Origin of the sequence: Yersinia artesiana (assembly GCF_902726545.1) — a bacterium.
Classification (GTDB): Bacteria; Pseudomonadota; Gammaproteobacteria; order Enterobacterales; family Enterobacteriaceae; genus Yersinia; species Yersinia artesiana.
On sequence record NZ_CACVAD010000062.1, the window covers coordinates 1 to 24,705 of the forward strand.

A 24,705-nucleotide genomic window follows, 5' to 3' on the forward strand; every position below is an offset into this window, starting at 1 on the left:
CTGCAAAACTCGTCACTAGTCAATGGATGGAAACTAAATATTATGCGAAATTATATAATGGCTACTATATTACTCTCTGCTACTTTTGTCACAAACGCAAATTCAGTCAATTCAACGACATCCCTTCAGTCACCACAAATTATTGCTCACCGCGGTGGAACTGCCGATGCACCTGAAAATACAATTCCCGCCATTAAAAAAGCATTGGCTAATGGCGCTGATGCAATCTGGATAACGCTACAGCTATCAAAGGATAATATTCCGGTATTGTACCGCCCTACTGATCTTAAAGAGTTAACTAATGAATCAGGGAAAGTTTCTGACTATACCGCTAAACAACTCGCCGGCTTTGATGCCAGCGTTAAATATAACGAAAAACATAATATTCAGCCTAAGTCAGCTTCGCACATTGGTATTCCTACACTAGATGAAGTATTGAAAGCATTCCCGACAACAACATTTTACCTCGACATTAAATCACCAGATGCAAACCCAACTGCCTTTGCCGAAGCACTACAAAAAACGCTGGATGCAACCGCCAAAGGTGAAGACAGCAGGCCAGGCAGAACCCGAGTCTACTCAACCAATGACAGTTATCTGAAAGCATTGGATGCGGTTAATGAAAAAAGTGATGCTGCACATAAAATTCAGCGTTTTGAAAGCCGTGACTTTACTCGAACGCAGCTAGCCAATATAACGATGGATCATAAATGTGAATTACCAATAGATAATAAAGAGCGCTGGTATGGTCTGGAATTACACCGCAATGTTGAGGTAGTGGAAAAATACACTCTGGGTGAAGGCCGTTCTAATGCTGTATTAAGTTGGGATAAAGAAGCTGTTGATTGTTTCCGTAAAAATAAAAATGCATATATTATTTTCTTCGGAATTAATACTCCTGAAGATTATAAGAAAGCGAAAGAGTTAGGCGCTAATGGTGTAATGGTCGACTCTCCAAGCCAATTTAAAAAGATAGTCCGCGACAATAAATAATTAAAATATATCCCCAATCAACTGTTCATTGATTGGGGATTCAATTTCTATTCTACCTACAGCAAGACAATGCAGATCCCAGCTATAGAATACGATGCTGCTCTAGCGCTTTCTGACGAGCGGCCTCTTTAGCTAATCGTTTCTTGCGCGAATCACAAGGTTCGGGGCAATCACACACTTTTTCCATTCCCAAAGCCCCTATGCCTCCGCAACTGCCCTGTAAGGTTTTACGTTTTACGATATAACCCAGCGACATCCCAGCAATGACCAAGAGAAAAAAGACAAAGGACGCGATAAAAACAGTTAACATATCCCTCTCCTGTCACAACCGTTTTTGCAGATAAGGTTTGAACGACTCTGAAGAACGCTCCTCAAAACCATCATCAGTTTTCACTATCATAAATACTGGAATACCCAATAAATTAGCTAATGCCATTCCTCGTTCCGGCCCAAGAACACCTAATCCAGTCGAAAGCCCATCTGCTGTCATACAACTTGGGTCTAAAACAGTAATGGAAACTAAGCGATGGTTAATTGGCCGCCCGGTTTTAGGATCAATGGTATGTGAGTAGCGCACACCATCCTGTTCAAAGTAATTACGATAATCACCAGAAGTTGCGATAGCCATTCGTCCGGGTTCGATAATCTCTTGCGCACTTTGCTCTGACCCTGCAACAGGTTTTTCAATAGCAATGCGCCAAGGTTTATTCTCCCCATTATTGCCACGAGTCCGAACTTCACCGCCAATATCAACCATATAGTTATCAATATGCTGCGCTTCCAAATATTCGGCAACAACATCTACCCCATATCCTTTAGCTATAGCAGAAAGATCAACATACAGTTCAGGAATATGTTTGATTAAAGCACCATTTTCTACGGCAAGTTTATCAATGCCAACCCATTCCCGGCGTTTGGTGATTTCAGCATCAGTAGGTACCACATTTGGCCGTCCTTCTGGGCCAAAGCCCCATAGATTAACCAATGGCCCGACAGTTACATCCAGCGCCCCATCAGTCAAGCGGTTGATGCGGATAGCCTCACGTACTACCTTGGCTGTGCCCTGCGAAACAGGAAATGGTGTATCCACTTTCTGGCTTTTGTTGAAACGACTCAGTTCGGAATTTGGCCGATAAGTCGACATTTGATCATTAACCTGTTCCAGTTCGCGATCTATTTCCTGTTGTAACTTTTTCGGGCCAGGGGTTGATGAGTCACTCACATACTTGATTGAATATGAGGTGCCCATCGTTTTACCTTCGAGGTTTATTTGCTCAGGGCCACAGCCTGTTAGCAACAAAACTCCCACAGCAGCCATTAGCCAATGCATTATATGTTTTTGCACAATATCACCAATTACTGTAGAAACCCGAGTGGCGATAAATCAGCCACCAAAATCATCGAGCATAATGTTTTCATCTTCTACCCCAAGGTCTTTCAGCATCTTGATGACTGCCGCATTCATCATCGGTGGGCCACACATATAAAATTCGCAATCTTCAGGTGCAGGATGATTTTTAAGGTAGTTTTCTAATAACACGTTATGAATGAAGCCGGTATAACCCGTCCAATTGTCCTCTGGCTGTGGATCAGACAAAGCCACATGCCAACGGAAATTATCATTCTCAGCCTGTAACTGATCAAAATCTTCTTCATAAAACATTTCACGTCGTGAACGCGCGCCATACCAGAAGCTGATTTTACGTTTCGTATGCAATCTTTTGAGCTGATCAAAGATATGCGAACGCATTGGTGCCATACCTGCACCACCACCAATAAAGACCATTTCTGCATCGGTATCTTTGGCAAAAAACTCGCCAAACGGCCCGGAAATAACCACTTTATCGCCCGGTTTCAGCGACCATATATAGGAAGACATAATTCCTGGCGGGGCATCTGGTACTGACGGTGGCGGCGTGGCAATACGCACGTTTAGCATGATAATGCCGCGCTCTTCAGGATAGTTTGCCATAGAATAAGCACGCACTGTTGGTTCCGTCACCACTGACTCAAATCGGAATAAATTGAATTTATCCCAGTCACCACGATATTCCTCAGGCACATCAAAATCAGCGTATTTTACCGTATGGGGTTCAGCTTCAATTTGAATAAAACCGCCCGCGCGGAATGGCACCACTTCGCCATCGGGGATTTTCAGCTTTAGCTCTTTGATAAATGTGGCTTTATTATCATTAGAGATAACTTCACACGCCCACTTTTTCACCCCAAAGATCTCTTCCGGCAATTCAATTTTCAGGTTTTGTTTCACACTAACCTGACATGCCAGCCGACAACCTTCTTTGGCTTCCCGCTTTGAAATATGGGAAAGCTCAGTGGGCAAAATATCCCCACCGCCTTCTTTAATCTTCACACGGCACTGCCCACAAGAGCCGCCACCGCCACATGCTGAAGAAACAAATATGCCATGGCTAGAAAGCATGTTGAGCAGCTTGTCCCCAGCCGGAGCAGTGAAACTCTTATCTGCATCTTCATTTATATCAATTGTAATATCACCGGTATTCACCAGTTTTGACTTGGCAAATAAAATCATCACCGTCAATGCCAAGACAATAAGGGTGAACATCACTACGCCTAGAATTATTTCCATGAATTATTCCTGCCTTTATAAGTTCACGCCGGAGAAAGACATAAACCCTAAGGCCATCAATCCGGTAGTGATAAAGGTGATCCCTAACCCCTGTAAGCCCGCAGGCACATTGGCATATTTCATTTTTTCGCGAATACCCGCTAACGCGACAATAGCTAACATCCAACCGATGCCGGAACCAAATCCATAAACGATGGATTCAGGGAAGTTATAATCACGCTGTGCCATAAATGACACACCACCGAAGATGGCGCAGTTCACCGTAATCAATGGCAGGAAAATGCCCAGTGCGTTGTACAGCGCAGGGAAATACCGATCGAGAATCATTTCCAGCACCTGCACGATGGCGGCGATAACACCAATAAAGGTAATAAAATTCAGGAAACTGAGGTCAACGCCCTCAACCAATGCGCCATCTCGCAGAACCAGGTTATAAACCAAATTGTTAGCAGGCACAGAGATGCCCAAGACGACGGTTACTGCAATGCCAAGGCCAAAGGCTGTCGAGACTTTCTTGGAAACGGCGAGGAAAGTACACATCCCCAGAAAGAATGCTAATGCCATATTCTCGACAAACACCGCGCGCACAAACAGACTGATGTAATGTTCCATCGTCAATTACTCCTTCTCAATCTGCGCAGGTTTCAGGGTTCGTAATCCCCAAATCAGCAAACCAATGATAAAGAATGCGCTAGGTGCCAGCAGGAACAATCCATTAGGTTGATACCAACCGCCATTCTGAACAGTTTCCAATACAGTCACACCAAACAATTTACCCGAACCAATCAACTCACGGACAAACCCCACCAGCACTAACACCACGCCATAGCCCAAGCCATTGCCGATACCATCCATAAAGCTTTCGATTGGGGGGGATTTCATCGCATACGCTTCGGCGCGCCCCATCACAATGCAGTTAGTGATAATCAAGCCAACAAATACGGATAGCTGCTTGGATATCTCATAGGCATAAGCGCGCAAAATCTGATCCACCACGATGACCAATGAGGCAATGATCACCATCTGGACAATAATGCGCACACTGTTTGGAATATGGTGGCGAATCAATGAAATGAAAAAACTGGAGAACGCTGTAACCAGGGTTACCGCCAGTGTCATCACCAGAGCCGTTTCCAGCTTGGTGGTGACAGCCAAAGCGGAACACACCCCCAGAATTTGTAGTGCAATCGGGTTGTTATCAAATAACGGCCCCAATAAAACCCGTTTAATCTCTTTGCTATCAGCCATTTTTTAACGCCCCTTCGCGCACTTTTTTCAGGAACGGGCCAAAGCCGTTTTCACCGAGCCAAAAATCAAAGCTGTTTTGTACCCCATTGGATGTCAGCGTCGCACCGGACAAACCATCTATTGCATGGGGATCGTTAGCGGGTGCTCGCCCTTTAACAATGCGAATAGCCGGTTGCCCTTGATCATCAAATAACCGCTTACCTATCCATTGATTACGCCAAATCGGGTTCTCAACCTCGCCACCCAGTCCCGGCGTTTCACCTTGATCGTAATAGGTGATACCGCGTACAGTTTTGCCATCGGTGTCGATAGCAACAAAGGCATACATCATTGACCACAAACCAGAACCGTAAATAGGTAACACAATTTTGTCGATCTGGCCGCTTTCACTGCGCACCAGATAAATTTCAACCACATTAGCCCGGCGGCGAATACCTGCGACATCCTGTGCTGGTGTCAGCGCAATACTCATTTGGTTATCACGCAGTGCCTGCGCGCGATCAAACGTCGCTGGATCTTGTTGAATAAACTCACCGCTCTGCAAATCCAGCAGGCGTGGTTCAATCCGCTGTGCAAACTCACGCTGTACTTCTTCCGCTGGCATTCTCGGTTGCAGCAATCCTGCCACTGCCAGAATATTGCGCTGCTTATCGAGTAAGCGCTGTTCTTGTTGCTTAGCTTTCAAACCTACCGCGGCACCCGCCACGATGACAGAACACACCAGACAGAGCACGATGACCACCAGCAGCGTTTTACCGATGCTGTCATTATTTCTTGGTTTATCATTCGCCACGGGCTTTCCTCCGCTTGATATTGGCCTGAATAACCACATAGTCGAACAGTGGCGCAAACAGGTTAGCGAACAGAATCGCCAGCATCATTCCCTCCGGATAGGCTGGATTGGCGACACGGATTAATACACACATCGCACCAATCAAGCCGCCATACCACCACTTACCTTTATTGGTAAAGGAAGCAGATACCGGATCAGTCGCCATAAAGATCATGCCAAAAGCAAAGCCACCGAGTACCAGATGCCAATACCACGGCATGGCGAATAGCGGGTTGGTTGCAGAGCCGACCCAGTTAAACAGATAGGCAGTTGCCATCATGCCAATCATGACCCCAGCCACGATTCGCCAGGACGCCACGCGACCGAAGAGGATAATGGCCCCACCGATAAGAATCATCAGCGTGGATACTTCGCCAATCGAACCGGGAATGTTACCCAGGAAGGCATCCATCCAAGTGATAGGTTGGCCCGAGACGGTATTGACCAAACTGTGGCTACCGTTAACACTCCATTGTGATAGAGGCGTTGCCCCCGAGAAACCATCTGCCGCAGTCCAAACTAGGTCACCCGATATTTGTGCCGGATAAGCAAAGAACAGGAAAGCACGCCCAGCCAGCGCCGGGTTAAGGAAGTTGCGCCCAGTACCGCCGAAGATCTCTTTACCGATCACTACCCCAAAAGAGATCCCTAGCGCCGCCTGCCATAATGGTAAGGTCGGAGGGACTATCAGCGAAAATAGAATCGAGGTAACAAAGAAGCCTTCATTGATTTCATGTTTGCGGATAATGGAAAACACCACTTCCCAAAAACCACCCACAATAAATACAACGGCATAAATCGGCAGGAAATAAACAGCGCCTAGCACCATTTTACTCACCCAACCGGCATCTGGTGCTAATGATGCACCCAGTAGTTGCGCCAGTCGGTAATGCCAGTCACTGGCAATAATCTGTTGTAGTTCCGCGCCGCTGTAGAGTTGGTTTAACGCTGGGATTGCCTGCCCCCCCACGTTATACATTCCCCAGAACATCGCTGGGAACACCGCCAGCCACACCAGAATCATCATCCGTTTCAGATCGATAGCATCGCGAACGTGAGAGGCACCCGGTGTCACTTTACCTTGGGTATAAAAAATGGTGGCCGCAGCTTCATACAGCGGGTAATACTTCTCAAGCTTGCCACCGGCTTCAAAGTGGTGCTCTATTTTCTCAAGAAAACTTTTCAGGCCCATCGGTTATCCTTCCTGCTCAATCTTGGTCAGTATGTCGCGCAATACCGGCCCATATTCATACTTACCGGGGCAGACGAATGTACACAGAGCCAAATCTTCTTCATCCAATTCCAGGCATCCGAGCGCAGCGGCGCTGTCGGTATCGCCAGCTAACAGATCACGCAGCAAATGAGTGGCCAAAATATCCAGTGGCATAACGCGCTCATAGTTACCAATCGGCACCATCGCGCGCTCCCCACCATGCATATCTGTGGAGAAAGCAAACCGTTTTCGTTTGAAGAAATGGCCTAACGTGGTGCGAGTAATCGAATATTTATCACGCCCCGGCATCACCCAACCGAATAGCTCTTTTTCTCGCCCTTCGCGGATGACGGACACTTGGTGATGGAAACGCCCCAGATAGCCATGAGTAGCAGAGAACGCGGTGCCACTAAGCACGGAACCGGAGATAATGCGGTTATCCCCCTCTTTCAGTCGACCGGCAGTCAGTTCCGATAAACTGGCCCCAAGGCGAGTTCGCAGTAAAACCGGCTGCTCCACCTGCGGCCCTGCCAAAGCGACGATACGATCAGTCCACAACTCACCACGGGTAAATAATTTGCCGATGGCAATAACATCCTGATAGCCCACATGCCATACCGTTTTGTTCAGACTGACCGGTTCAAGGAAATGGATGTGAGTCCCCACCAGACCCGCTGGATGCGGGCCAGAAAACTCATTGTAAGTGACCTGCGCGTTCAGATGGCTCGCGGCCACCTGCCCCGGTGCATGACAAACATGTACTTTCCCCTCAGTCAGACGGGACAATACCGTTAAACCTTGATTGAAGGCATCAGGCTCGGTGGCAATAATCACTTGCGGATCAGCAGCCAGCGGTTGGGTATCCATAGCGCTGACAAAAATAGCTCGAGGGCGACTACCTGGCACGGGGGTTTTACTGAAGGGGCGGGTTCGCAATGCAGTCCATAAACCGGAGGTCAATAAATGGCGCTGCACTTGCTCATAACTCAGTTGCTTGAGTGAGGTTTCATCATAAGACTCAAACGGAATTTGCTCATCTCCGTCAATTTCAATCACCACCGACTGCAGAACCCGCCGCTCGCCACGATTGATGGCGCTGACTTTGCCACTAGCAGGAGCAGTGAACAGCACACCTGGATTTTTTTTATCTTCAAATAGCGCCTGGCCTTTCTTAACCCAATCGCCTTCTTGAACCAACATTGATGGGCGCATGCCCACATACTCTTCACCGAGCAAAGCCACTTGATGAATGGCTGGCCCCTCTTCTATTACCTGTGCAGGTGCTCCAGCGATGGGAAGATCTAGCCCTTTCTTTATTTTAATCATAGAGTTGAACTACTTTATCAGTTATATCAAATGCTGTACCTGGCTCAGAGTACAGCTACACAAAGAGAAGTTGCTTTCATGGTTCAGTTAAACGGCGCTTTAATATTGAGTCAATTTAGACGAACATGAATACTAACTAAATGAGTCTCAGAAATTATTGCAATAATCGATACTAAATGTTGTTGCAGCAACAACATGAGAGTGACGATTAATTGGGCCATTCATTCGTAGAGGGCAATTTTAGCATTTGTCACCCAGCACTGTCTGACAAATGCAGTGACTTGAGTCAAGCAAACACAAATAATTTACTGCTAAATTTTGTATATATTCGGTAAAATCGTATCGTCAATTCATATTTAACGATTTTGTATTTATTTTATACAAAACATATATTGCTAAAAATTTTCTGACTGATAATCTGCGCCTATAAATCAAAAAAGTCAGTGGCATCTATAAATATAAGTAGGAATAAGAATGGGCAAAATCGCGCCGTCATTCGTGACGATAATGTTTGCGATGATAATTTGTGTGCCTGCGGTCTCCTTCACCAGCTCAGCCAGTGAGCCTGTGGCGGTATCCAAAGAGCTAAAACAGCAATTACTAGGGTCATCGGTCTATATTCAAATCTTCAAAGAAGAACGTACTCTGGAATTATATGCCAGGTTACAAGGTGAGTATCGTTTGGTACAAAGCTATCGTATCTGTGAATTCTCGGGTGGGCTTGGCCCAAAACGCCGTGAAGGGGATTTTAAAAGCCCGGAAGGTTTTTACACTATTGATATGCGCCATTTAAAACCCGACAGTAAGTTTTATCGGGCCATCAATATTGGCTTCCCAAATGATTATGATAAGTCGCAAGGTTATTCAGGGAAATATCTGATGATCCATGGCGCTTGCAAATCAATCGGCTGTTATGCAATGACTGATGCCTATATGGACGAGATATTTAACTACGTGCAAACGGCATTTATCTTTGGTCAGGAAAAAGTGGATATCAGTATCTATCCGTTCCGCATGACTGAACAAAATATGCAACGCCACCGTAACTCTTCGGATTATAACTTCTGGCGTCAATTGCAGCCGGGCTATGAGTATTTTGCCAAGAACCGCATGCCGCCTTCAGTTGCCGTCGTCAACGGGCAGTATGTGCTTAGCCGCCCGCCAACCTCCAGTGCACCAACATCGCAGTATGCGATGACAAAATCAGATGCGCTGACAAAATCAAATACGCTCACCAAAACAGAATAATGCAAACTCACCTGGTGCAATTTTGTGCCAGGTTTCATTACCGGTTAGAGGCTGAGTGGCAATTACCGTGACCACATCTTTAGGGGTGGTCTGGCGTTGAAAATCGATTTCAACATCCCTATCCAGCAACGTCGCTTTACCGAAAGGCGCACGACGCGTTATCCAATATAAATTGGTCGAACAGAACGCCATTACAAAACGCCCATCCGAGAGCAACATATTAAACACCCCTTTGGCGCGTAATTGCTCACATAATGTACCAATATAACGAAATACGGCGGGCCAATTACTCGGTGTACGCGGATAGCGTTTTGCCAGTTGGTTCAGCAGCCAGCAGAAAGCATATTCACTGTCGGTTTGGCCGATTGGCCGGAACGTTCCGGTATCCAATTGCCGATAGCCTTTAAGCTGACCGTTATGGGCATAAGTCCAGTTTCGCCCCCACATTTCACGAGTAAAGGGATGGGTATTTTCTAATGCCACTTCACCGCGGTTTGCCTGACGGATATGGGAAACCACCGCACAGGATTTAATCGGATAATCTTGTACCAATCGGGCAATGGGTGAGTTAAAGCTGGGTTGAGGATCTTTAAACGTGCGGCAACCATTACCTTCATAAAAGGTAATCCCCCAGCCATCTTTATGTGGGCCGGTTCCCCCGCCTCGTTGCACCAGGCCGGTAAAGCTAAAGCAAATATCCGTCGGAACATTTGCGCTCATCCCGAGCAGTTCGCACATATATGCCTCCGAGCACCTAAATATGGCCTCAATAGCCAAACCTTTCACTCAATCTCAAGGTGATCAACGAGATAACGACTATCGTTGATCACCCCAGCACATCAAGCTTTAACCATCTCTTTTTCAATCAACTGAATCAAGATGTGAATCACTTTAATATGAATTTCCTGAATACGGTCTGCATAGCCGAAATGAGGAACTCGAATTTCGATATCCGCAGAACCTGCCATTTTGCCGCCATCTTTACCTGTCAGTGTGATGACTTTCATGCCTTTGGCACGCGCGGCTTCAATAGCTTTAATGATATTACCTGAATTACCTGAAGTGGAAATACCTAACAATACATCCCCTTCACGACCGACAGCTTCAACATAGCGCGAGAAAACATAGTCATAACCAAAATCATTACTGACACAAGAGATATGGCTGACATCTGAAATAGCAATTGCCGGATAACCTGGGCGGTTTTCGCGGTAACGACCGGTCAGTTCTTCTGCGAAATGCATGGCATCACAATGGGAACCGCCATTACCGCATGACAATACTTTACCACCCGCTTTAAAAGAATCAGCCAGTAATACGGCTGCGCGCTGGATAGCATTGATATTGCTATCATCTTTCAAAAAGTTTGCCAGTGTGTCTGCTGCTTCATTCAGTTCACTGCGGATTAAATCTTGGTACATGGGAGCCTCTTTATAGTCCTATGGCATCATTATTCTTCCTGCGCCAGTGTACCGGATAGCATAAACTGCGAGAAGCACTGTGATGAATTAGCCAGTACGGTTTTGAATTAGCCAAAAGAGTTTTAGCGCTTAGTGCTGCCAATTTGTGAGATGAGTTGTAAATAACATGTAATGGTATTGATAAATATAATGAGATGAACTACAACAAATGTATCACTCAACAGGTCAGACCTCCTACATCTCAGGAGCTTCATTATGATGGTTCTAAGCATTGTTGCCTTGCTGGTTCTTATTGGTGTGCTGTTCTATCACCGGGTGAACCTGTACCTCAGTAGTTTGATTCTTGTGGTTTATACCGCAGCGATGGGTGCGGCACAGTTATGGTCATACTGGGCATTACTGCCACTGCTGATTGTTCTGCTGCCTCTGACACTCACACCACTGCGCCAGTCTCTGTTTTCAGCACCGGCACTGCGCATGTTCCGTAAAGTCATGCCGGCCATGTCGCGTACTGAAAAAGAAGCGATTGATGCGGGAACCACTTGGTGGGAAGGCGATTTATTCCAGGGCCAACCAGACTGGAAAAAATTGCACAACTATCCCAAACCGCAATTAACCGCAGAAGAACAAGCATTTATTGATGGGCCGGTTGAAGAAGCCTGTCGTATGGCTAATGATTTCCAGATTACCCATGAGCTGGCTGACCTGCCACCAGAGCTGTGGGCCTATCTGAAAGAGAATCGCTTCTTCGCGATGATCATTAAGAAAGAGTACGGCGGCCTTGAGTTTTCAGCCTATGCTCAGGCGCGGGTACTGCAAAAACTGTCCGGTGTGTCTGGCATATTGGCTATCACCGTGGGTGTACCCAATTCCCTCGGCCCCGGAGAATTACTGCAACACTACGGAACGGAAGAGCAAAAAAATCATTATTTACCGGGCTTAGCGCGCGGTGACGAGATTCCTTGTTTCGCCCTGACCAGCCCGGAAGCCGGTTCAGATGCCGGTGCCATCCCAGATACCGGCACAGTCTGTATGGGCGAATGGCAAGGCAAACAGGTGCTGGGTATGCGTCTGACCTGGAACAAGCGCTATATTACCCTCGCCCCTATCGCCACAGTGCTCGGGCTGGCATTCAAACTGTCTGATCCTGAACATCTGCTGGGCGAAACGGTTGATTTAGGCATTACCTGTGCGCTTATCCCAACCAACACTCCAGGGGTGGAAATCGGCCATCGTCACTTCCCCCTTAACGTGCCATTCCAAAATGGCCCAACCCGCGGTAACGATATCTTTGTACCGATCGATTACATTATTGGCGGGCCAAAAATGGCCGGTCAGGGCTGGCGGATGCTGGTGGAATGTCTGTCAGTGGGGCGCGGTATTACCTTGCCTTCCAATGCCACTGGTAGCTTGAAAAGTGTGGCGATGGGTATCGGCGCTTATGCTTATATTCGCCGCCAGTTCAAAATCTCAATCGGTAAAATGGAAGGGATTGAAGAGCCGTTGGCACGCATTGCCGGTAACGCCTATGTGATGGATGCCGCAGCCACCTTGATTACCAGTGGTATTATGCTGGGCGAGAAACCGGCGGTGTTATCTGCCATTGTGAAATACCATTGTACACATCGTGGTCAGCGCGCGGTCATGGACGCGATGGATATCGCCGGGGGTAAAGGTATCTGCCTTGGCCCGGCCAACTTTATCGCCCGTGGTTATCAAGGAGCCCCCATTGGTATCACCGTGGAAGGGGCGAATATCCTGACCCGCAGTATGATTATCTTCGGCCAGGGTGCTATCCGCTGTCATCCGTTTGTTCTGGATGAAATGGCGGCGGCGCAGTCGAATGATGTTGCTGCTTTTGATAAAGCACTGTTTGGTCATCTGGGCCATGTGGGTAGCAACAAAATCCGCAGTTTCTGGCTGGGGCTGACCAATGGCCGCACCAGTGCCACACCGACCAAAGACAGCACTCGTCGTTATTACCAGCATCTCAACCGCTTGAGTGCCAACCTGGCCTTGTTATCTGATGTCTCGATGGGTGTACTGGGTGGTAGTCTGAAACGTCGCGAACGGATCTCTGCCCGTTTGGGGGATATTCTGAGCCAAATGTATCTGGCCTCAGCCACGTTGAAACGCTTTGAAGATGAGGGCCGTCAAAAAGAAGATCTGCCACTGGTACATTGGGGGGTACAAGATGCGCTGAATCAGGCTGAACAAGCGCTGGATGATTTACTGCGTAACTTCCCGAATGGCCTTATTGCTGGGTTAATGCGGTTTGTTGTCTTCCCATTTGGGCGCGCTCATCAGGCTCCATCAGACCGTCTGGATCACCAGTTAGCGCAACTGTTGCAAATACCGTCAGCCACCCGCAGCCGTATTGGCCGTGGTCAATATCTGACACCGAGCGAGTTTAACCCGGTTGGTTTACTGGAAGCGGCATTGCAGGATGTGATTGCAGCAGAGCCGATTCATAAGCGCCTGAGTAAAGAAGCAGGTAAAAGCCTGCCATTTACCCGTCTGGATAAGCTCGCTAAACGCGCGCTGGCTGAAGGGAAAATCAATGCCGAGGAAGCCGCAATACTGACCAAAGCAGAAAATAGCCGCCTGCGCTCTATTAATGTCGATGAATTCGAAGCGGATGCACTGGCGACCAAACCCGTAACAAAACAACCGGCGAAACCACGGCAAATTGAAGCGGCATAACAGTCTGGTCTCATTGATGTGAGTGTCTAACTCTCTATCCAAAGCCTCCTTTACCGGAGGCTTTTTTATCTGCCAGCAAGTCACGAACAATCAGTCCAAACTGCTCAGGCTTTCCGGCAAATAACACATTATCAGGCTGAATCTGTAACAAGCGTTGGCGTAAACTTTGACGCCACTCTTTATCCGAAATCAGCCGGACTGTTACCGCAATATATTCGGCCAAATCATGCGCAATTAACTCTTCATCTAAGCCCAAACGACGAAATAACCCCTCATCGATATGCTCATGAACTTCGGTTCCACTTAGGCACACACCGGGTAAACCCTGGCGTACGGTATCAACAATCCCATTGGTATTACCAAAGGGAAATGGATTGATAAACAGGTCACACTGATTAATAACCTGTAAGTAATCCAGATACCCCAAATGCTCATAAACTCGGGCTTGAGGAAGAATATCATTAACGGCTTTTTCCATCACCCGATGGGTAATTCCCCAACAGAACCCCACCAGAAAATGAAATACCACCGGTGTTGATGTTTGCCGAGCAATTTCAGCACAAGTGGCTAAAAAGCGAGGGTTAATTTTCATAGCAGAAGCACAAACGGCAATATGTACAGCTGGCCGCTCAGCAAAATGTAATATAGGTTCCGGCTGACTAATATTGGCGGGCGGCACGTAGGGCAGGCAATCTTTAGGTAATGAGACAACTTTTTCTGAGAAACACGCAATATCACCTAGATAATCCTCCTCTACTAAAACTGCATCAATATAATCAGAATGAGTGGTCGCAGGGTGCCCCAAGGCCATTACTTGCAAAGGGGCCAGGCGCAGATTAGTTAGTGCAATGGTGAGCGGGAACATCCCAACACTGGGGAAATAGATAACATCGGGAAGCAACTGTTGCGTTAATGCCACAATGGCCTCGACCGCCCCCGCTCGATTAACCTCAGTAAAGTCATCAAACACAGCCTGGGTTATTGCGTCGGTTGCATCAATAATGGTGACACCATGAGTAGAAAACTGCTCGCGCGCCGCCCGTAAGGTACTGGAATGAGTGCGGTAGATAGAATGCCCGCTGTTAAACCATTCAAGAATAACCAGCATCAAGGGCTTATCCCGTAATGGCGGTGATAAGTGATTATCAGCCAGGCCATTGTGTAATAGTGTATTGCGTAAGTGGAAATTAATACTGCGTTTGATGGCATGTTTTTCAGCAATATCAGCATAACTGCAATGCATATAAACATCATGCAAGATACGTTCTGGTAGATGTTCAAGGCTATCGAGTGTTAACAACCGCGCTGGCAACCATCTCAATAAAAGCTCACGCTTTGCGTGCCCCACTGCGCTGGGTAAAATTCGCGGGGACAATAAAGCCAGAAATAAGGCTGCCGCGGCATTGGGATTAAATTGCCATAATATATCGGGCTGTAGAGGAATGCCGGATTCAGGTAAATACATGACACAGAATTTAAGAAAATTATTCTGCTCAAATCGCAGAGGATGAGCACATCCCTCACCGACCTGATTAAGATTAGTAATGACGTGATCGGCATGACCAAATGGGGATGCTGCAAAAATTAATGCAATCCAACGATGGAAATTAATAAGTTGTAAGAACCCTTTGTCAGATAGCACAAATCCGGGATCAGAGAATAGGTTACCAATAGCTGCCGCGAGACGATTACAATAATGTTCCTGCTGTTGTATCGATTGTTGTTTAAGCGAAAAAACATCCCAGCGACCATATTGAGTATCCAGTTGCTCCAGCATTAATATCAGTAATCGTCCCGCTTCTTCATAACGCCGTGCACACACTAAAAATTCAAAATAAGGCAATGAAAAGACTGCTGAATCCTCCACATCTTGTGATAATTCAACTGCTTTATCTACCATTGTCAGCTCTCCTTGTCACTTTAACATCACAACTTTCCGAGTAAATTTCACGAGTTAAAAAGCCCGCTATTCCTGCTTAGCGGCCTGGGTTAGGGGCTTCCACTTACCTAAAATATGCGTATCGCAAGGTTCGCTCTCAGTGGTTCCTCCCTGTGGGATACAAACCGCGATACTAATATTGGCCGCGATATCGCGCTCAGATTCAGTCACGACAGGCGGCGGTAAGATTTGTTCATCAAGAGAGCTGAGGACCTGATTTCGTTTCATCAGTAATGAGCCAGATTTACTTCTCTCCTGAGGCGGCGTTATCTGCTCCGATATTGTTTTCTCTCCAGAGATCAAAGTGGGAGTTGGAGTCAGGGGCGGAGTTGGAACTGATGTTGGAACTGATGTTGGAGCTGATGTTGGAGCTGATGTTGGAGCTGATGTTGGAGCTGATGTTGGAGCTGATGTTGGAGCTGATGTTGGGTCAGGTTTGGTTCTACCGACAGGACTATGCTTATCAATCGGTTTGCCATTGAGAGTGACATTGCTACCAATATTTTCCGGCAAAGCTATAAACATCGCAGGCTTATCTGAGCCAGTATTTCCCCCAAGCGCCATATCAGCTATCACAGCATTATCATTGAGAAAAATACCATGATTATTAGCTGAATTGCCATTCACCGAACCACCACTCATTGGCCCATCAATATGAACACCATGACCATCACCAGTGGCATTACCATTAATCGTCGTATTACCGTTGTTAGATACCGGACCGGTTATCTCTACGCCATGACCATCGGTGGCATTACCGGCTAATGTGGTGTTATCCAGTGTGTTATTACCGTCGAGCTGCATACCGGTGCCGATATCGCTGCTGGCATTGCCGGTAACCGCCAGCAGATCGTCGGCTCCACCGCCAGTGAGCGTGGCATTCGGGCCAATATCCACCCCGATACCAGAGGTAGTCTCGCCGTGCACCGCGCTGTCATGATTGCCGGTCAGATTAGCAACGATTTCGATACCCTTGCCATCAGGGCTGCTGCCATTCAGCGTAGCATTATCGAGTTCACTGTCACCATCAACCTTGATACCGGAGACTGTATCTGAAGTGCCGCTGACCGTCCCCCCCGAAATGGCCCCGTTCAGTTGCACGCCATAGCCGCCGTCCGTGGCTTTGCCGTCAACCGTACTATTACCTTTATTGGTCAACGGGCCGTCGATATCAATACCTGTACCATCGATGGTATTACCGGCTAATGTGGTGTTATCCAGTGTGTTATTACCGTCGAGCTGCACGCCAGTGCCGACATCGCCGCTGGCGTTGCCGGTGACCGCCAGCAGATCGTCGGCTCCACCGCCAGTGAGCATGGCATTCGGGCCAATATCCACTCCGTTACCCTCAGCGGTCTCGCCGTACACCGCGCTGCCATGGCTGCCGGTCAGATTAGCAACGATTTCGATACCTTTACCATCCGGGCTGCTGCCATTCAGCATGGCATTATCAAGTTCACTGTCGCCATCAACCTTGATACCGGAGCCGGTATCTGAAGTGCCGCTGACCGTACCACCCGCGATAGCCCCGTTCAGTTGCACGCCGTTGCCGTCTGTAGCTTTGCCATCAACCGTACTATCGCCTTTATTGGTCAATGGGCCGTCGATATCAATACCTGTACCATCGATGGTATTACCGGCTAATGTGGTGTTATCCAATGTGTTATTGCCGTCGAGCTGTACACCGGTGCCGCCGATGGCATTGCCAGTGACCGCCAGCAGATCGTCAACTCCGCCGCCAGTGAGCATGGCATTCGGGCCGACATCCACCCCGATGCCCGCGTCGGTCTCGCCGTGCACCCCGCTGCCATGATTGCCGGTCAGATTAGCAACGATTTCGATACCCTTGCCATCCGGGCTGTTGCCGTGCAACGTGGCATTATCAAGTTCACTGTCGCCATCAACCTTGATACCAGAGCCGGTATCTGAAGTGCCGCTGACCGTCCCCCCCGAAATGATCCCGTCCAGTTGCACGCCGTAGCCACCGTCCGTGGCTTTGCCGTCAACCGTGCTATGATCTTTATTGATCAACGGGCCGTCGATATCAACACCTGTACCATCGGTGGCTCTGCCCACTAATGCGGTATTCTCCAGCGTGTTATTGCCGTCGATCTGCATTCCGGTAGCTTTATCGCCGCTGGCGTTGCCGGTGACCGCCAGCAGATCGTCGGCTCCACCGCCAGTGAGCGTGGCATTCGGGCCAATATCCACCCCTGTGCCGTTATTGGTGTAGCCATGCACTAAGCTGCCATAATAACCAGCCAGATTGGCAGTTATCTCCAATCCGATACCATCAGTGCTGGTGCCTTTAAGCATCGTGTTGTTAAGAACAGTTTCAGCGTCGGCTTTCAGCCCACTACCACTGACCGAAATGCCATAAATACGGCTATCATCTAGCGAGCCACTGGCCAGCACGCCCACTCCGCTGGCTGAAGTTCCATTGACTGTGCCGTTACTGAGTGCTCCAGCAATCTGCACTCCCACGCCGTCACCTGAAGCGGTACCGTTTAGTCGGGAGTTGCCACTGTTGGTCAATGAACCGGAAATATCTAAAGCAATGCCATCAACAGTTGAACCATTTAAACTGGTGTTGCTTAAGTCGTTATTGCCATTGAGTTTTATCCCAGTACCCTTTCCCGTCGTCGCGACCCCTTGCAAAGTAAGCAAATCCGCTTCACTGGTGCCTGTGACATGTAAATTTTCAGTAATATCAATGCCATAACCTACTCCATCAGTAGTGCCATTAATCACACTCTGATGAATACCGTTTATATCACTGCTTGCCTCCACTCCTATGCCATTAGTGCTGCTACCATTGAGTGTGGCATTATCAAGTACCGTGTGGGTGGTAACACCAGAACCCGGCAATGAATCAATTTTGATACCACTGCCATTCATCGATTTTCCGGTCAGTGCAGTATCCGTAATGGTGGCATTACCGCTAATGCGTAGACCTTCAGCCTGGATTGAACTACCAGTCACATTGATACGATTAATTTGATGCTCGGCACTGAATAAGTGAACCCCAGAACCATCGGTACTGACTCCTTCAATCGTGACAAGGCCGCCACCATTATTAACTACACCAGAAATAGCCACCCCGTTGCCAACAACGCTGCTACCTTTAATTAGCGTCTCACCTTCACCATTTAATACCACTGTATTATTACTGATAGGGAAGTTAATACCGGTACCGCTGGTTGAACGCCCTTCCATTTTTAAAGAACCATTATTATTAATAGTTAAATCTTTGGGGCTTAGATAGCTGATGCCATTCCCACCAGCAGTAATTTGTGAACCTGTATTTTCACCGAGGAGAGATAATTGACTACCTTTAGCAATATTAAGTGTATTGGTACCATAAAATGCAATGCCATTGCGTGTTGCACCGCTGCCACCGGTCTCACCCTGGATAGCAACATTCCCTGCAACGGATAAGCTGCCATTGGCTTTAAATAGGGTACCCGCGCCTTGAATAGTATTAATCGCTTTGCCAATAAGTGAGCCATTTAGGGCTTTGATGCTGTTATTCCCTGCCAGACTTAATACCGAATTTGTGGCAGTTGATAACGCTGATAGTGCTTCACCATAAACTGCAATATTACCTGCTACGGCATTAAGTCCGACATTATTAAAATAAATATCCCCATCACCCGTTGATGAACTATTAATATCAATATTTTCCCCAATTGATGTCAAACTAACATTCGCCAGATTGACTGATGAGCGCGGGTTAGTCCCTTGAGTATTGTTACCTTTTAAGCTGACATTCCCTTGTGCAATTAAAGTGCTACGTGACTCATCTGATAATCCTTGCACCATAATGGCTTCACTTGCGCTGCTGCTTGTAGCCACTAACATAAGATCCTTCTGGGCATTTAATGTTGTATTTTGCCTGATGACAACACCTCTATTAGTTGAGGTGGCATTGGCATTAATATTTCCCGATAATGCCGTAACATTAGTTTCACGAATTATTAGCCCATCAGCGCGACTAGTATTAGATATCAAGTTAACTTCATTTGCTGTAATATTTGCATTGGCGATACCAATACTTTTTGATCCATTATTATTTCCGGTAAAACCTCCAGTTTTTGCTTCAAAATTGACATAATCAATACCAATACCAGCCCCTGTAGTATTCCCATGATTATTGGCTATTATTGATATATTTCCCCCCGCAGTAACATTCATTCTATTAGATGAGATCCCAGTAATTGTTACTGCCTCCACACTCGCTGCTGATGTATTAACAACTAATGATATATTCTGCCCAGCACTCATTCCACCATTACCTTTAAAATATAATGCTTTATGGTTTGGCGAGTTTAAATTGGTTTTAATATCACTTTTAGCTGTAAGGAAAGTGTTAGTCATCACTACAGCATCATTATCGCTGACATTACCATTCAATATGATATTATTAGCACTAATATTGACATGACTAAAAGGACTACCTTTGACACCGCTGATATTTAAATTAAAATCACCGTTGTGAGATTTTATATTAGCGTAATCTGCGGCAATAGTGCTGCCAACTTCTGTTCCACTATTAACCGCCGTCATAGATATATTACCATCGGCCGTCATATTGACCAAGGCACGGCTGGAGTTACCTTTTATCTTTATTGCATCAGCACCTGCAACTGTTGAGTTAGTGGTAATACCTTGCAAGTTGATATTGCTACTGGCGTTCAGATTAGTATTGCCTGAAATAAAAATCCCTTTATTGGTCGTCGTCGCATTCACACTAATATTACCTGCGACTGCCGTAATATTACTATCCTTTAGTAAAAAACTATCAGCCCTGGAGATATTTACTTCAAAATTGATATTACCTCCACTAATTTGTGAGTTTTGAACCCGCGCCCCATAATTAGTCTGAGTGACAATATCGCCATTTATATTCAATGAAACATTACCAGACTTAGCAACAACATTCCCATTAGTAAAATCGATTCCTCCTGACGCACTACCATTAGTATTGGCCTGGAAGGTGATATTTTTATCGCTAATGATGGTTGCATTAGTGAATGTTCCAATCCACGAACTCTTAGAATTAGATATCATAGTAAATGACATATCACCCGCTCCAGTCAGAACCGAGCCACCGGATATATCAATACCACGCCACCCTTGCCGATTAGCATTACTACTTTCACCGGTTATTCGTGTTTCACCAGCCACAGTGATATTAGCAGCATTACTAATATTGATGCCAACCTGGGATGCCAAGCCGGTATTACCCTCCAGTGTCAGGTTGCCAACCTGATATCTCCCCCCCATAATACTGATACGCGCTGCATTATTTTTATTGGAATTTTTTGCCAGTAAATCCCCGCCATTTAATAACACATCGCTATTATTTAATGTAATTATTGAATCAACTATCGTGTCTCCCGATAATAAGTTAAGATTCAATTTTCCTGTAGTCGTCTTAATATTATGGTTACTACTAACAATATTGCCGTCAGCCTGTAACGTTAGAGTAGCATCGGCACCCGCTGTTTTATTGATATCAGCTTGCAGCGTAATATTACACCAGCGACAACTCGTTAAACTGCCATTACTGGTGGTTATCGTCACATTGGTGCCTTTATCAAGCTGTGCATTGATACTGGTATTCAATATTTGCGTAACATTGGCCATTGGCGTGAAAACCTGGGCATTTTTTACATATCCGGCAGGGATATCACCGACCTGAACCGATACTCCACTTTCAGCACCACTACCAACAATGTTTACCTCTGCCGGATCGAGTAACCAACTGCCGTTGTTACCCAGTATCGCGCTGGTATCAACCCGACCAAAAGCCTGCAAATTACGTTGACTGGATGTTTCTACTTGCCCGCCATCACCTGACTGTGGCCCACCACGGGCATGAATATCACCATAAAAACCAGTGTAACGTTCAGACCACAAAACTGCGGTGCCGCCTGCCCCTTGGTGTGTGGAGGAAACATCAATATTCGCACCTTTGTCCATCACAACTGAACGAGCATTTTTTATTCGCTTATTTTTGCCCTGCCAGTCGCCACCGACCAGAACTTTGCCACTACCCTCAGCGCCACGCGCATCAATTTTGCTCGCAGCAACCAAATGTATATTTTCACCGATTAGGATAACATTCCCGCCATTCCCCTTCTGGCTACTTACATTGATGGTTCCCTGCTGGCTCACTACCCCCTCATTGCCACCATTGAGGTAAACAACACCATTCTTTTCAGATAAACCCCGCGCCTGCAAAATACCGGTATTATCAATTACAGTGTTCATTAACAGCTCTTTACCGTGGGCAGTCAGTTGAATAACGCCGCCATCAGCCTGAATTAACCCTCCGTTTTGCAGCAAAGTGTTGACCTGCTCACCCTGAACTTGTACTCCAAGTAAGTTTCCATGATCCAGATTAAGCGTAACCCGACTGCCACTCGCTAATGCCACTTTCCCTTGCGGCGTATTGATAACACCGGACGTCTGATTATCAACCTGCTGACCAATCAATGCGATATAGCCACCTTCTGTGGTACGCAAATTAGCCTGATTAACCAACTTGCCTTCCTGTTTTTGGCTGGTCAGCGTATAGCATCCGCTAATAAAATCATGATCAGACATTGATTTAGTGCTGGCGACTAAACCACCGACATCAACTTGTGCACTTTTACCAAATAGGATGCCATTTGGATTAAGTAAAAAGACCTGACCATTTGCCTTCAGGTTGCCATATATTTGTGATGCATCGCCGCCAAGCACCCGATTTAGCGCAATGCTCTGCTGCCCCGGCTGGTTATAAATAACGCTATTTCCCTGCGCAATATCAAAACTACCCCAATTGATCGCCAATTTATCACTTTGCTGAGCCACGGTAAGAGTTGTGTTATTAACATCCATTTTCCCTTGACCAAACACAATATTGCCATTCACCGGCAATGAGGGGTGGGCAAATACCAGTAGGGGTAATGTGCCAAGTGCTAATCCCGTCAGAATAGCCAGCTGACTTAATTTTCCAACCTTCGTATGACTATCATTAATAATTTTTTTGCCAAAAGACGAAAACGATCGACCGTAAGTTCGGGTGAATTCCCCGACAGCAATTAAGCATCCCAACCGACGGCAGAAAATAAGTTTATATAATTTACTGTTCATTATTCACGTCCATTAAATCTGACAAATATGCCGATAAGCGCTAAAACAACTTGTAAGCGCTAAGCCAAAGTTGGTCGTTATCCGGTTGAGAAGTGGCAGCCTGGCCAGTTCGATGTGCCCAAGTCAGATTCAAGAAATAATCTGCCGGACGAGAGAGGGTGATATAGGCACCAAAGCCAGACAGGTTGATATTATTTCCCGTCACCCCCTCGATAGGCTGACGAAAATAAGAGCCCCATCCTTGGTCAAAAAATGCCGCAACCGTGACTTGATTGCCCACACCAGCCCAAACCGGAAGTGGCGGTTGCCAATGAGCCCGTAATTCGGTGGTAAAAAGTGTGCCTTTATCCACTGCGCCTTCACCAAGGCCGTAAGCCCGAACTGCCAATGGCCCTCCCAACAATAGTTTTTGTGAGCTATCAAGATTCTTACTGGCCATTTGGCCGGTAAATTGGTTGAAGAAAGAGAAATAAGAACCAAAACCCTGATCATGACCAGCGCGATAATTAAAACGGGCAAAAGTACCGCCAACACCGGTCAATAAGTTCATGCTCTGACTAAATTCGTCATCCAATGAAAGATGGCCGGCTGTGCCCAGTAAATTAAAATTACTTAACCCGCGTGGTACTGCGGAGAAAGTACCATCAATACCAAACGCACCGGCATCCAGATTGCGTTTTTGTTCTGGTAATAAAATCAGTGAATCACGCATTCTATTCTGATAATAGCCTGCATTCGCATCAATCTGCGCCGCCGAATTACGTATCCACGGATGACGTAGATTAATGCCCCAACTGTTAGAATGACCTCGAGCATCCAATATTTCGAAAGGCCCCTTAAGGGTATAATCCAGGTAGCTATAATTAAGCGCTGCACGGGTACCATAGGTATTAATGGGAAAGTTGTAGTCCAGCATGCCATTGAATACATCTGCCGAACTGGATAAAATCAAATCGGTTCGTAATTGATCCCCCCACCCCGTCAGATTATTGGCAGCCCCTCCGACTAATAACCGATTATGACCAGAGTAATCATTACCTTGATTATCTACGCCGATATAGCCCATTGCAGCCTGACCAGGGGAAATATCAGCATAAATTCTCGTCATTCCCGATTGGGTTCCTGGCTTTAATGCCAAATCCGCATCAACTCCTGGTATTTCATTAAGAATGAGAGCGGTTCTTTCAAGACGAGATAATTCAGCCGGTGAAGCCGCACAATCTTTACTACCAAATAAGCCCACCTCTTTGCTACAACTATTGCTTTCAATAACGCTAGTAGCAAAACCAGTATTTAACCGGCTCTGATTATTGATTTCTGGTCTATCTAATCGGCCCGCAATAATACGAACGACGACAACACCTTCACTAATAGTCTGAGGTGGTAATATTGCCTGAGCGGCAACAAATCCTTGTTGCCGATAAAAGCGAGTTACCGCCAAAGCCATAGCTTGTAAATCATTAAAGGTTAATCGTTGCCCTAGCCAGGGGATAATGACGGTTCGTAGCGCTTTATTATTTCCATTACCAAGCGGCAATAATTGAGTATCGCCCTCGAATCTGACCTCACGTAAAATGATTGTTTCCGTCGCTGTAGAACTGCCGGGCGAAGGGGAGGAAGACAAAGGCGGAAGTTTAACTTCAGCCTTCTGTGGCGCAAGTAATGGTTCCGGTGTAGTTTGCCGTATTTCGTTACTAATCGCACCAGCATTCGGTACATTTATTACCTGAGGAGCGGCAACTGCTTGTGAGCAAAAAAAAAGGAGTGATATTATTACTGTAAAGCTAAAATTAGTCTGACACCGTGATTTTTCTGGATAATGAAAATATCGCATAAAATACGCCTGCTTAGCATGATGAGAATGCCAGTTTAAATAAAAAATATGAGTTATTTAACGCTGGCCCATTAAGGTTGGTTTTTAGTTGTGTTTTTATAAAAAAATCAAATAAGCTGTGCTAATTGTAATAGTTATAAATATTCTGAAGAGGACCCTCTGTTATTTCAGACTAATATTCACTTCATATTTATAAC

Annotated in this window: 16 protein-coding genes; 3 read left to right on the plus strand and 13 right to left on the minus strand. The window is 46.4% G+C overall.

Translation table 11 applies throughout. The features are described 5' to 3' along the window. Positions 1 to 42 precede the first annotated feature (42 nt). On the plus strand, positions 43 to 993 hold the full coding sequence (locus HU019_RS17560; RefSeq protein WP_174849436.1) for a glycerophosphodiester phosphodiesterase family protein: 951 nt from the start codon (positions 43 to 45) through the stop codon (positions 991 to 993). A gap of 82 nt (positions 994 to 1,075) precedes the next feature. On the opposite strand, the gene nqrM is transcribed toward HU019_RS17560, so the two are convergent. The 8 genes from nqrM to HU019_RS17600 are packed head-to-tail and all read right to left on the minus strand — an operon-like array spanning position 1,076 to position 8,220. Continuing rightward, on the minus strand, positions 1,076 to 1,303 hold the full coding sequence (nqrM, locus tag HU019_RS17565; RefSeq protein ID WP_174849437.1) for a (Na+)-NQR maturation NqrM: 228 nt from the start codon (positions 1,301 to 1,303) through the stop codon (positions 1,076 to 1,078). Positions 1,304 to 1,315: 12 nt separating this feature from the next. Further along, the gene (locus tag HU019_RS17570; RefSeq protein ID WP_407083980.1) at positions 1,316 to 2,323 is read right to left on the minus strand and encodes an FAD:protein FMN transferase; all 1,008 of its coding nucleotides are present in this window, start codon (positions 2,321 to 2,323) and stop codon (positions 1,316 to 1,318) included. A 54-nt stretch (positions 2,324 to 2,377) separates the two neighbouring features. Then, complete coding sequence (gene nqrF, locus HU019_RS17575) at positions 2,378 to 3,601, minus strand: NADH:ubiquinone reductase (Na(+)-transporting) subunit F (RefSeq protein ID WP_174849439.1); 1,224 nt, start codon at positions 3,599 to 3,601, stop codon at positions 2,378 to 2,380. 15 nt (positions 3,602 to 3,616) lie between these two features. Continuing rightward, positions 3,617 to 4,213 (minus strand): NADH:ubiquinone reductase (Na(+)-transporting) subunit E, encoded by a 597-nt coding sequence (gene nqrE, locus HU019_RS17580; RefSeq protein WP_004392325.1) that lies wholly within the window; start codon positions 4,211 to 4,213, stop codon positions 3,617 to 3,619. A 6-nt stretch (positions 4,214 to 4,219) separates the two neighbouring features. Then, a complete protein-coding gene (locus tag HU019_RS17585; protein ID WP_050077284.1) occupies positions 4,220 to 4,849 on the minus strand; it encodes an NADH:ubiquinone reductase (Na(+)-transporting) subunit D in 630 nt (209 codons plus the stop codon). Beyond that, on the minus strand, positions 4,842 to 5,642 hold the full coding sequence (locus HU019_RS17590) for a Na(+)-translocating NADH-quinone reductase subunit C (RefSeq protein ID WP_174849440.1): 801 nt from the start codon (positions 5,640 to 5,642) through the stop codon (positions 4,842 to 4,844). The genes HU019_RS17585 and HU019_RS17590 overlap by 8 nt, the downstream gene beginning before the upstream one ends. Then, on the minus strand, positions 5,632 to 6,873 hold the full coding sequence (locus HU019_RS17595; RefSeq protein WP_174849441.1) for an NADH:ubiquinone reductase (Na(+)-transporting) subunit B: 1,242 nt from the start codon (positions 6,871 to 6,873) through the stop codon (positions 5,632 to 5,634). Before HU019_RS17595 ends, HU019_RS17590 begins: the two co-directional genes overlap by 11 nt. Before the next feature lie 3 nt (positions 6,874 to 6,876). Beyond that, positions 6,877 to 8,220 carry a Na(+)-translocating NADH-quinone reductase subunit A gene (locus HU019_RS17600; RefSeq protein WP_174849442.1) on the minus strand — a complete coding sequence of 448 codons (1,344 nt, stop codon included), beginning with the start codon at positions 8,218 to 8,220 and terminating at the stop codon, positions 6,877 to 6,879. Between the two features lie 474 nt (positions 8,221 to 8,694). Between HU019_RS17600 and dpaA the strand changes: the two genes are divergently transcribed. Continuing rightward, the gene (dpaA, locus tag HU019_RS17605; protein WP_174849443.1) at positions 8,695 to 9,468 is read left to right on the plus strand and encodes a peptidoglycan meso-diaminopimelic acid protein amidase; all 774 of its coding nucleotides are present in this window, start codon (positions 8,695 to 8,697) and stop codon (positions 9,466 to 9,468) included. Here the strand turns inward: dpaA and HU019_RS17610 are convergent. Then, positions 9,442 to 10,206: a class II glutamine amidotransferase gene (locus tag HU019_RS17610; protein ID WP_005160484.1), complete on the minus strand. Its 765-nt coding sequence runs from the start codon at positions 10,204 to 10,206 to the stop codon at positions 9,442 to 9,444. The two genes, dpaA and HU019_RS17610, sit on opposite strands and share 27 nt — an antisense overlap. Before the next feature lie 101 nt (positions 10,207 to 10,307). Next, positions 10,308 to 10,889 carry a D-sedoheptulose 7-phosphate isomerase gene (gene lpcA / locus HU019_RS17615; RefSeq protein WP_174849444.1) on the minus strand — a complete coding sequence of 194 codons (582 nt, stop codon included), beginning with the start codon at positions 10,887 to 10,889 and terminating at the stop codon, positions 10,308 to 10,310. A 255-nt stretch (positions 10,890 to 11,144) separates the two neighbouring features. Between lpcA and fadE the strand changes: the two genes are divergently transcribed. Beyond that, positions 11,145 to 13,592 (plus strand): acyl-CoA dehydrogenase FadE, encoded by a 2,448-nt coding sequence (gene fadE / locus HU019_RS17620; protein ID WP_174849445.1) that lies wholly within the window; start codon positions 11,145 to 11,147, stop codon positions 13,590 to 13,592. Positions 13,593 to 13,626: 34 nt separating this feature from the next. Here fadE and HU019_RS17625 read toward each other — a convergent pair whose 3' ends face one another. From HU019_RS17625 to HU019_RS17635, 3 genes are all read right to left on the minus strand, one after another. After that, a complete protein-coding gene (locus HU019_RS17625; RefSeq protein WP_174849446.1) occupies positions 13,627 to 15,492 on the minus strand; it encodes a glycosyltransferase in 1,866 nt (621 codons plus the stop codon). A 66-nt stretch (positions 15,493 to 15,558) separates the two neighbouring features. Further along, positions 15,559 to 22,674 (minus strand): two-partner secretion domain-containing protein, encoded by a 7,116-nt coding sequence (locus tag HU019_RS17630; protein WP_174849447.1) that lies wholly within the window; start codon positions 22,672 to 22,674, stop codon positions 15,559 to 15,561. A gap of 40 nt (positions 22,675 to 22,714) precedes the next feature. After that, complete coding sequence (locus tag HU019_RS17635) at positions 22,715 to 24,508, minus strand: ShlB/FhaC/HecB family hemolysin secretion/activation protein (protein WP_174849448.1); 1,794 nt, start codon at positions 24,506 to 24,508, stop codon at positions 22,715 to 22,717. Between the last annotated feature and the right edge of the window lie 197 nt (positions 24,509 to 24,705).

Bases quoted from the DNA above. Each gene is read 5' to 3' on its own strand.
- lpcA (WP_174849444.1), bottom strand. From the start codon at position 10,889: ATGTACCAAGATTTAATCCGCAGTGAACTGAATGAAGCAGCAGACACA.
- HU019_RS17635 (WP_174849448.1), bottom strand. From the start codon at position 24,508: ATGCGATATTTTCATTATCCAGAAAAATCACGGTGTCAGACTAATTTT.
- HU019_RS17630 (WP_174849447.1), bottom strand. From the start codon at position 22,674: ATGAACAGTAAATTATATAAACTTATTTTCTGCCGTCGGTTGGGATGC.
- HU019_RS17585 (WP_050077284.1), bottom strand. From the start codon at position 4,849: ATGGCTGATAGCAAAGAGATTAAACGGGTTTTATTGGGGCCGTTATTT.
- fadE (WP_174849445.1), top strand. From the start codon at position 11,145: ATGATGGTTCTAAGCATTGTTGCCTTGCTGGTTCTTATTGGTGTGCTG.
- HU019_RS17595 (WP_174849441.1), bottom strand. From the start codon at position 6,873: ATGGGCCTGAAAAGTTTTCTTGAGAAAATAGAGCACCACTTTGAAGCC.
- HU019_RS17610 (WP_005160484.1), bottom strand. From the start codon at position 10,206: ATGTGCGAACTGCTCGGGATGAGCGCAAATGTTCCGACGGATATTTGC.
- HU019_RS17600 (WP_174849442.1), bottom strand. From the start codon at position 8,220: ATGATTAAAATAAAGAAAGGGCTAGATCTTCCCATCGCTGGAGCACCT.
- nqrF (WP_174849439.1), bottom strand. From the start codon at position 3,601: ATGGAAATAATTCTAGGCGTAGTGATGTTCACCCTTATTGTCTTGGCA.
- HU019_RS17625 (WP_174849446.1), bottom strand. From the start codon at position 15,492: ATGGTAGATAAAGCAGTTGAATTATCACAAGATGTGGAGGATTCAGCA.
- HU019_RS17570 (WP_407083980.1), bottom strand. From the start codon at position 2,323: ATGCATTGGCTAATGGCTGCTGTGGGAGTTTTGTTGCTAACAGGCTGT.
- dpaA (WP_174849443.1), top strand. From the start codon at position 8,695: ATGGGCAAAATCGCGCCGTCATTCGTGACGATAATGTTTGCGATGATA.
- HU019_RS17560 (WP_174849436.1), top strand. From the start codon at position 43: ATGCGAAATTATATAATGGCTACTATATTACTCTCTGCTACTTTTGTC.
- nqrE (WP_004392325.1), bottom strand. From the start codon at position 4,213: ATGGAACATTACATCAGTCTGTTTGTGCGCGCGGTGTTTGTCGAGAAT.
- nqrM (WP_174849437.1), bottom strand. From the start codon at position 1,303: ATGTTAACTGTTTTTATCGCGTCCTTTGTCTTTTTTCTCTTGGTCATT.